The sequence below is a fragment of the Paraglaciecola sp. genome, assembly GCF_051252315.1.
In the GTDB taxonomy this organism is placed as follows: Bacteria; Pseudomonadota; Gammaproteobacteria; order Enterobacterales; family Alteromonadaceae; genus Paraglaciecola.
This window is the reverse complement of sequence record NZ_JBPOFP010000024.1, coordinates 39,179-49,217: the sequence shown is the minus strand read 5'-3', so window position 1 is coordinate 49,217 and position 10,039 is coordinate 39,179. Positions and strand designations below refer to the sequence as shown.

Below are 10,039 nucleotides of genomic sequence, written 5' to 3'. Positions count from 1 at the left end.
CGTATTGGGTTTATCGACTTGTAACGACAATCCCATAATAGCTTTCTCACCAATTACATCAGGTAAGGTTTCTTGTCTGTGGTGTTCACTTGCATGAGTGTGTAAATAAACAGGATTCTGATATGGGTCATTCTCCACAAAATACCGAGCCATAGCTCTCACCTGCTCTGGTTTTTGTCCAACGGGAGAAAAATCAACCGGTCCGTTTTCTTCACCCAAATTCCAAATTAGCGCTAAATGATGACCAAAGCGAGCTATTAGTTCTTGATAATAAAGTTGGCGATGAAAGCCAACATCACCACCATCAAGCATGGTTTCATTTTCAGTTTCTTGCGTAATAACATGCAAGGCTAAGCCCTTTTGCTGCATATGCTCAAACAAGACATTCCACTGTTCTAATTTACTGACATCAAAACGTTCTCTTTCATCATAATCAGTGTAAGGCCATACATCTTTGCCATCTCCACCAATATTCATAGTCAGAAAATAAACCGCATTCATACCGGTGCTTGCCAAATAATTCGTCGCACCGACAATATTCTTACCCTTGCCTTGACCCCAAGTCGTGTCACCTTCTTGCCAATCATGGGCATGTGGCTGATATTTGTGTAGAACATCAGCCTGCGGAGCATCTTCATGTTGGTGCTCTAATGCCCCGCGATAAGTGCCATCAAACTCTTCGTAGGCAAGAAAATTCTCAGGACTGTTAGCACCGGTTTTTAACCAGACTTTTTCTTCACTAGCAAAACCTAAATATTTACCTTTTCGAACTAATTGACCTTTGGCTCGAAAATCTCGACCATTCTTGTCTGAGGGAGTGACCGAAAACGCACCTGTACTGTTTTCTAACTGGGTGGCAGTTCCTTCTTCGAGTGATTGGCTAATGGCAATATTCTCTCCTGTATGAAAAAAAGCATCATATTTCCAATCACCTAACAAATCCGGGGTAAACCTAACTTGCCAAACCGCCCCACTATCAGCACTTGTATTTGCAGCATTACCATCAGCTGCATAAAAGCCCCTAATTAAGTAACTTTTATCTTGATGGGTAAAACGCACTAAAAGCCTAGCATCGGTAAAAGGATTTACTTCAGCGCTTTCACTGATTTGCTGTGCATTAAAAGAAGGGGCATTAAAAGAAAGCGTCATGGTATGCCACTGTTGATGTTCAACTTGTTCTTTTTTCACCGTATCGCAAGCTGTCATGATCAGCGCAATACATAAACCAGTAAACAAGCTACCCAAATTATTTTTCATGACACTCCTACCAATTATTATTTTTATTAAAGGCTACAAGTCGCGTTACTTTGATTATCAACTAACTTCACAGCACTTAATTGAATTGTTAAACCAGCATCTGAGGTTAGCAGAAATGGAAAGTTAACGTCAGATAAATTACTTCCTTTATCAGTAAAACAACTTAACTTTATTTGTGCTGTTTGCCAGTCACCGGCCACATTAGCTTTTAGTCCTTCAGTCACGTCAATTGCACCTTCACAGTCCTGACCACAACCTACTGCCAAAGTGACTTTGCTAGCTGAATGTGCAACCACCTTGTAATCGAACTCTAATACTTTTCCCTCTTCGGCTAAACCAGTTAAATCCACAGGGTTACCCTGTACAGACAAATTGGCGTCACCCGTCCAAACAGCTTCAATGATATCTTCTTGTGCCTGATAATCGGTTGCTTTCACCAATAATTTAGACATCGAACTGGCTTGAACATTTGAGCTGACCTGAGTATTTCCACCTTGGTCGTTCAACACCAAGCGCCAAGGTTGGACTGGATCACCAGCAAATAGAAATTGAGAGTTATTCACTTTTATCACTGAAGAATCTAAGGTTTCATCCACGCTAGCTAACTGCCCGTCTTCTTCAACAGATAAACCATAACCATAGGCAAACAAAGGATCATATGGTTCATTTCCATGATTTAATTCAACATCTAGAGGATCCTTTGGCCAAGAAAAAGACAAACGACCTACAAAATCGTATTGTAATTCATCATTCTTATCTTTAAACAAAACATCTGCTACACCAGCCCCCTCAGTGCCAGGTAACCAAGCAGCAACAAAGGCGTCTGAAGCATTTAGTTCCGGGTTTACCCACATAGGACGACCTGACAAAAATACGCTAACAGTTGGAATACCTTGTGATTGCAATTGTTTTAAGATTTCTAATTGTTTTTCTGGTCTAAAATCTAGATCAGTCACGTCACCTTGGAATTCCGCATAAGGTTGCTCACCAAATACCACAATTGCCACATCTGGTTTTTGCTCATATTCTCCATCAATATTAAGCTCTACTGAGCCACCTGCTGATTCAACAGCTTGAGCGATACCTTGATAAATAGAATCTCCATTTGGAAAGTCTGAGTTCTTATTGCCTGTGCCTTGCCAAGTTAAAGTCCAGCCACCTGATTGTTGACCAATATCGTCAGCCGCATCACCAGCCACTAAAACCTTTTGTTTAGCAGACAGAGGTAAAACCTTATTATTATTTTTTAACAGAACAAGAGATTTACGAACAGCTTCGCGAGCGACTTCTCTATGTGATGCCGACCCCAGCAACTCAAATTGTCCAGCAAACTTTCGACTAGAAGGTAAACCTGCTTCAAACAACCCTGCACGTAGTTTCACTCGTAAGATACGAGACACAGCTTGATCTAATCGAGCCATGCTAATTTCACCCGACTTAACTTGTTTTAAAGTATTTTTATATAACCCTTTCCAACTATCTGGAGCCATAAACATGTCTAGGCCGGCATTAAATGCTTTGGCGCAAGAAATATTTGAACACCCTTTAACTTGACCATGACCATTCCAATCACCTACAACAAAGCCGTCAAAGCCCATACGGTCAACCAACACATCACTTAGTAAAGGTTTATGGCCATGCATTTTTTCGCCAAACCAACTATTGAAAGACGCCATAACCACCAAAGCGCCACTTTGAATTGCTGGCGGGTATCCAGCGGCATGGACATCCCTTAATTCTTCTTCAGTCACCAAAGTATCACCTTGGTCTACACCATCTTTTGTTCCACCATCGCCTACGTAATGCTTAACGTTAGCCAGTAAATGCCCACCGGTTAAAAAATCAGGTGCATTCACTTTACCTTGAATGCCTTCCACCACTCTTCCAGCATAACTCGCCACTATGCCTGGTTTTTCAGAATAACTTTCAAAAGTACGACCCCAGCGATCATTTTGTACCACTGCAATAGTCGGAGCAAAAGTCCAATCAATACCAGTAACCAATACTTCTTTGGCTGTCACAGCGCCAATTTTTTCCATTAGCTCAGGTGAATTAGCTGCACCTAAACCAATATTGTGAGGAAATACAGTTGCGCCAGATACATTATTGTTGCCGTGCACCGCATCAATCCCCCACAAGGCAGGAATCCCCATAAAACCATCAGACGTATCAGTTGAGGCCAACCAAAATTTGTCGGCTAACTTTAACCAGTCTTCAGCTGGAGAACGGTTGTCGCCGTTTGGTGCTGAATTACCACCATTTAAAATAGAACCTAAATGATATTTTTTGACATCTTCTGGCGTTACAGAAGCAATATCACCTTGAATAACTTGCCCGACTTTTTCTTCTAAGGTCATTTTCCCCAACATTTCAGCAATTTTAGCTTCTTGTTCAGGATCGCGCTTTAGAGGCGAAGATTGTTTAGGCCAAAGCTCCGGATGGATAACCCCATTTTCAGAATTAACTTGTTGGGGTGTATCTTTCTCTGACGTATTTTGGCTAGGCTGACAGGCAACCAATACTGCGAAGAGCGGAACGATGAGATGTGTTTTCATTTTATTATTCGGCCTATTTATTTGGATTAACAAAGTTAAAAATTTACCAACTATTTTCTAGTCACTATTTACCGTTACAGATATGTCTTAGATATTCGTCATGTGAAGGCATAACTTCCGCACACCTTTGAGTAGCACGATGCAATTCAGCCATTCTCTTCTCCAATCTGTCATCATCAAGTATGTCGGCCAAAGGGTGGTAACGTTCGGGTTCGATATTTTGACCACTAAAAACTGCAAACCAACTTACTGAACTAAATAATTCTAAATCTTCTCGATATAAACGCGCATTTTGTTTGTATATCGCTATTCTCTCTTCAAGAGTTTTTGGAATTTCCATGGTTCGACAATAATTCCAAAAAGGACTGTCATCACGTTCAGTGGCACAATAATGCAAAATCAAAAAGTCACGGACTTGTTCGTACTCGGCTTGTGTTTTCCTATTGAAATAATCAATATCTGGTTGATTAAATGATTTATCTGGCCAGTTAGTCATCAAACGCGCGATAGCACTTTGAATCAAATGAATTGAAGTGGATTCTAGAGGCTCTAAAAAGCCAGCCGAAAGCCCAATAGCAATTACGTTTTTATTCCAAGTTTTCTTGCGCACGCCAGTGTTAAATCTCAAAAATTTGGCCTCTGCTATGGCCGGTGTATCTAAATCTTTATTGAGGCTAGCTAAGGCTTCTTCGTCACTTATGTATTTACTGCAATATACGTAACCGTTCCCTGTGCGTGACTGCAACGGAATACGCCATTGCCACCCAGCTTCTTTAGCAACGGCACGAGTATAGGGAGGAAGCACATCTAGTCGTTCAGTCAGTCTCGCGACCGCTCGATCACAAGGTAAATAATGAGACCAGTCTTCATAACCAGTCTTAAGTGTTTCTTCAATTAATAAACCTTTAAAACCTGAACAATCAATAAAAAAATCACCGCTGACAATAGTGCCATTTTCAAGCTCTAAACTTTCGATATGTCCATTTTCAGCGTTTTGATTAACTTTTACAATTTTACCTTCTGTGCGTTTAACGCCGCGCCCTTCTGATACTTTACGCATATAGTTTGCGTACAAAGCTGCGTCAAACTGATAGGCATAGTCCATTGTGGCCATAGGTGATGCTTTTAAATCAGGACGAGGATGTTGAAACTTGCCTGCTTTAGCCGCTATACCAGGTAAACTAAATTCAGCTATTGGTTTTGCCGTTCCCTTATGTTTTTGACGAAGCCATGTATGATGGAAATGCACGCCTTGCATGTCCATTCCATAAGGTCCAAAGGGATGAATATAACTTTCACCAATATTCCCCCAATTGACGAATTCAATACCCAATTTAAAGGTTGCATTTGTATCTCGAAGGAACTGTTTTTCGTCTAACCCCGCTAACTTATTAAAATATTTAATGTGAGGGATAGTTGCTTCACCAACACCAACTGTTCCAATTGCTTCTGATTCAATCAATTCGATGTTTATGTGGTTTGTACCAATTGTCTTTGAAAGTGCTGCGGCCGCCATCCAACCAGCAGTGCCGCCCCCAACAATAACGACATTTTTTATATTGTTGTGATTCAAGATCTTACTCCGTTCGCATATTTTTGAATGAATTGGGCGTGGGTAGGCATTCTACTCACCGCTTGCCCCATTGCATGATTCATCGAATCAAGACTATGTTTAATTTCGTTAATAGGTATACCCAATAAAATAGGTTCGTATACTTGAGGTTCGATATTTTGACCAAGCATTACAGCAATCCAGTTTGATTTTGCAAATAACTCTTGGTCATCTCGAAAAACTCTGCCTCCAGCTTCAAATAACTCAATTTTGTGTTTTAAACTATCGGGTATAGACATGTTTTTACAGTAATTCCAAAACGGGCTGTCATCTCGTTCGGTGGCGTGATAATGCAAGATTATAAAATCTCTGACTTGAGTAAACTCTCTCGTCATTAAACGATTATATTCGTTTTGTAACACCGCAGACTTATTGTTATCCGGATAAAGTGAAATAAATCTCGAGACACCTTGTTGAATTAGAAAGATCGAAGTTGATTCTAATGGTTCAAGAAACCCACTAGACAAACCTATTCCAATGCAGTTTTTGTCCCAAAATTTTTCACGACAACCTGTTTGAAAATGAATGGTACGTGCATCACCCAAAGGTTTTGCATCTAGCCCTTCAAGCAAGACCTGATTCGCTTCGTCATCAGAAATAAAATCACTGCAATAAATATGACCATTTCCGGTACGCTCTTGAGTAGGAATGCGCCATTGCCAACCAGATTTTTTCGCACTAGAAATAGTATAGGGTAGCAATGGTTCGGTTCGTTCACTCGCCACTGCTTGAGCACGATTACAAGGCAACCAGTGACTCCAGTCTTTAAACTTCACACCAAGTGTCTTATCTAATAATAATGCTCTAAAACCACTACAATCAAAGAAAAAATCTGCTTCGATCTTCTGTCCGCTTTTTAAAATGACACTTTGAATATTTCCAGTTTCATTATCTGTTGCCACATCTTCAATTAAGCCTTCTATTCGAATAACGCCTCGCTTTTCAGAAAATTTACGTAAAAATGCAGCATAGGCCGTCGCATCAAAATGATAGGCATAGCGTAAATGAGACAAAACCGATTTGGGGTTATTGTCTGGCAAAACAAACTTTGCCTGTTTAGCCGCCATTGCACAGATACTATAATCTTCTAGCTTGGCTTTATTGCCATTTTGTCTGGTATGCAACCAATACTGATGAAAGTCGATACCATTCATATCAACACCGTGTGAGCCGAAAGGATGAAAGTATTGGTCGCCTAACTTTCCCCAATCACGAAATTCAATACCTAATTTAAATGTTCCGTTAGTCTCAGCAAGAAACTCTTGCTCATTTATGCCTAACATAAGATTAAAATTAGCAATATCAGGAATAGTCGCTTCGCCCACACCAACGGTGCCGATTTGTTCAGATTCAACCAGTATTATCTTCACATTTTCCGGTAACAACATGCGTGAAAGAGCAGCGGCAGTCATCCAACCTGCAGTGCCACCGCCAACTATGGCGATAGTTTTAATAATATTATTGGCCATGCTGTTGGCTTTTCCTTAGATAACTGATGAATTTTTCTAGATAAATGTGATGAGGCGGCATACTTGACGCAAGGTGAGCGATACCCGCTCGCATCTTATCTAATTGGTTTTGCATTTGATCAAAATCAACTTGATCAGCCATCCTATCGTAGCGCTTTGGTATTCTTCCAAGCCCAGCATGCAGAATTGCCCAGTCTTGTTGATTGAAAGGTTCAAAATCATAACTGCTTAGAATCCCTCGATGTAAATACTGGACTAACTTTCTGTCAAGTTTGTCGCTAGCACTAAAACCTACATCTCGCTGCTGAGCATATAGAGCCTGAAGAAATAATTCTGCATGAATGACATCGTTTTGGAAACGACGATTGTACTCTTGCCTTTCAACTTGAGTATTTGAGTTGACTGGGAACAGTTCTAATAAACGCATGATATCTTTTTTAAGCAGGATATAAGCCGCGGGGGTGCAAGGATCAAAAGCGTAAACAGAATGCCCTATACCGACACAATTTCCCTGCCAAGCAGATTTACGATACCCCAATTCAACTTTACATGCGTCTACATGCTCGTAACCCAAAGAAGATTCGTGAAGTGAAAGTACACTATTTTTTCCTCGTAATGGCGTTATCGACTGCCAACCAAATTTGGTTCCAGTAATATTCCGATTTGAGGTGTTTTGGTCTTTTTCTGAAAACGTTTCATATACAAACTCAGCATTGCGCTGGCAAACAAAGTTTTGACTGAGTTTTGACATTAATTCACTATCAGTGCCGGTACAATCAATAAACAAATCGGCTTCTAAAATTGTGCCATCTTCAAGTTCTACTGATTCAATCTGATCACTAGCATATTTAACCGACTTTAACTCACCACTGACAATTTCAACTCGAGCTTTATCTACTTTTTTGCAAAAAAGGGCTGCCCATTCTGCCGGGTCAAAGTGATAGCCATATTCAGCCCTTGATAAAGCTGATTTTAAATTATCGGTTGGAGGGTGAGCAAATGTGCCTTTTAGAACCGCTTGTGCACTAATTAGAAAGTCGCCTAATCTAGCATTATGCCTGGTCAAATAATGATGTAAATCTACTCCAGAAATGGTTGAAAAAGGTAAATGAAAACATTGTATCCAACTGCGTTCAGACTCCCCCCATTCTTTGAAATGGGTTCCGAATGTAAAAGTGGTATTAGTATTAAGAAAAAGTTCAGGCTCAGTTACACCGTACTGAATATTAAACTCATAGGCTTCAGGTGACGTGATACCACCATATAACAAATCACTTTGGCAAGGCTCTGCTGGTTTAACCCATACAACCTTCACCCCATTGGGAAGAGATTTACTTAATGCCAGAGCCGTCATACTGGCTGCAAATGTGTTACCTAAGATTAAAACTGTTTGTGAAAGTTCTTGCGACATTAATTCACTCTTAACTGTTTGGTGTTTGAAGCAGCATCAATCGCCGCGAGAAAATCAGCATGTGTTTTGGCGCGACCGACTGAATTAGCAATGTCGGTACGCATACTATTAAATTGCTGCTTAACTTGTTCGATTTGGCTCTGGTCTACCCTAGGATCATAATGATTGGGAAACAGGTTTTGACCAATCATTACTGCGATCCAACTTGGGGGTAAAAACGCCCCAAATTCGTAGCGTTGAACATATCCTCTGTGCATCCAACAGTCGATTTTTTCTTGTAAACTATCCGGCAAGGTCATGTTTCTAAAATAACGCCACATCTCACTATCATCTCGTTGAGTCGCTACATAATGCAGTAACAGAAAATCCCGAACCCTTTCATATTGCAAAGACATACGTGAATTATATTCTGCGGCATCTAATGCACTAACGGCATCATGTGGAAACAATTCCAGTAAATTTGTAATACCTTCTTGGATCAGGTGAATCGAAGTGGATTCAAGTGGTTCCAAAAATCCACTGGCTAAACCAATTGCTACTACATTATTTTTCCAAAAGTGATTACGGCGCCCGGTTTTAAAATATAACTGCTTAGGTTCATCAAGTGCTGGACCATCCAAATTATCTAAAAGTAATGACGTGGCTTCATCTTCAGACATAAACTCATCCCAGAAAACATGACCATTTCCTGTTCTGTGTTGTAGGGGGATACGCCATTGCCACCCTGCTTTTCGAGCAGTCGCCCTAGTATAAGGAGTCAAACCTCCTTGCCTTTCGCAAGGTACTGCCACTGCTCTGTTGCAAGGAAGCCACTGTGACCAATCTTGATAACCGGATTTTAACGTTTGTTCTATCAGTACCCCCCTAAAACCTGAACAGTCAATAAATAAATCAGCTTCGATCTGTTGACCATTTTCTAAAATAACAGTCGTTACGTCACCAGAGTCATTATCTTGAAGGACTTCAACTACTTTTCCCTCGACTCGATTGACACCGTTGCCCACCGATAAATCCCGCAAAAACTTAGCATAAAGTGAAGCATCAAATTGATAGGCATAACCAAATGCTTGCTGCAACTCTGTTTTTCCATCACTAGGATATTGAAACTTCTCATTTTTTGCAGCAACTATACCGTAAGCATACTCATCTAATCTGCCAGCATGACCTTTTTGATTCAATTTGAGCCAATGCTGATAAAACTCAACATGGTTAATGGATTGACCAAAATCACCAAATGGATGTACATACTGCTGACCTAACGATCCCCAGTCGCAAAATTCAATACCGAGTTTAAATGTGGCTTCCGTGGCCTTCATGAAAACGTTCTCTTTTATTCCAAGCCCTTCATTGAAAAATTTTATATGGGGTAAAGTCGCCTCTCCAACACCTACAATACCAATGTCTTCCGACTCCACTAAAGCCATTGTTTTTATTGATTTTTTTAACTTTACAGAAAGCGCTGAAGCAACCATCCAACCGGCTGTTCCACCACCAAGAATGCATACTCGCATACAAATATTTTTCCTTACAATTTCAAAATATGTTTCAATTTGTTTACAATTGAGCAACAATAGCACAACACCAGATTCGAAAACCACCCGTAAAAACATAATATTTAGTTTATTTACGGTCAAAAATGTAAACGTTTTCTAAGAGGTGATTTGGCACCTGTAGTTAAACTTATAGGTATTGTAGCAAGGCAAAAATTTTGTTCAGCCCATGTTGCCGCTATTTA

Annotated in this window: 6 protein-coding genes; all 6 read right to left on the bottom strand. The window is 40.3% G+C overall.

The features are described from left to right. Positions 1-1,257: DUF5060 domain-containing protein (locus tag ACSHXM_RS06850; RefSeq protein ID WP_435688002.1), on the bottom strand; the 1,257-nt coding region annotated here is incomplete at its 3' end. Between the two features lie 26 nt (positions 1,258-1,283). Next, entirely contained in the window at positions 1,284-3,812 is a 2,529-nt protein-coding gene (locus ACSHXM_RS06845) for a glycoside hydrolase family 3 protein (protein ID WP_435688001.1), read from the bottom strand. 64 nt (positions 3,813-3,876) lie between these two features. Next, the gene (locus ACSHXM_RS06840) at positions 3,877-5,385 is read right to left on the bottom strand and encodes a tryptophan halogenase family protein (protein WP_435688000.1); all 1,509 of its coding nucleotides are present in this window, start codon (positions 5,383-5,385) and stop codon (positions 3,877-3,879) included. Next, on the bottom strand, positions 5,382-6,893 hold the full coding sequence (locus ACSHXM_RS06835; protein ID WP_435687999.1) for a tryptophan halogenase family protein: 1,512 nt from the start codon (positions 6,891-6,893) through the stop codon (positions 5,382-5,384). Before ACSHXM_RS06835 ends, ACSHXM_RS06840 begins: the two co-directional genes overlap by 4 nt. After that, on the bottom strand, positions 6,883-8,304 hold the full coding sequence (locus ACSHXM_RS06830; protein ID WP_435687998.1) for a tryptophan 7-halogenase: 1,422 nt from the start codon (positions 8,302-8,304) through the stop codon (positions 6,883-6,885). Before ACSHXM_RS06830 ends, ACSHXM_RS06835 begins: the two co-directional genes overlap by 11 nt. After that, entirely contained in the window at positions 8,304-9,815 is a 1,512-nt protein-coding gene (locus ACSHXM_RS06825) for a tryptophan halogenase family protein (protein WP_435687997.1), read from the bottom strand. The genes ACSHXM_RS06830 and ACSHXM_RS06825 overlap by 1 nt, the downstream gene beginning before the upstream one ends. Positions 9,816-10,039: the final 224 nt, after the last annotated feature.

Coding starts and splice junctions, on each gene's coding strand:
- ACSHXM_RS06835 (WP_435687999.1), bottom strand. CDS start 6,893: ATGGCCAATAATATTATTAAAACTATCGCCATAGTTGGCGGTGGCACT.
- ACSHXM_RS06825 (WP_435687997.1), bottom strand. CDS start 9,815: ATGCGAGTATGCATTCTTGGTGGTGGAACAGCCGGTTGGATGGTTGCT.
- ACSHXM_RS06845 (WP_435688001.1), bottom strand. CDS start 3,812: ATGAAAACACATCTCATCGTTCCGCTCTTCGCAGTATTGGTTGCCTGT.
- ACSHXM_RS06830 (WP_435687998.1), bottom strand. CDS start 8,304: ATGTCGCAAGAACTTTCACAAACAGTTTTAATCTTAGGTAACACATTT.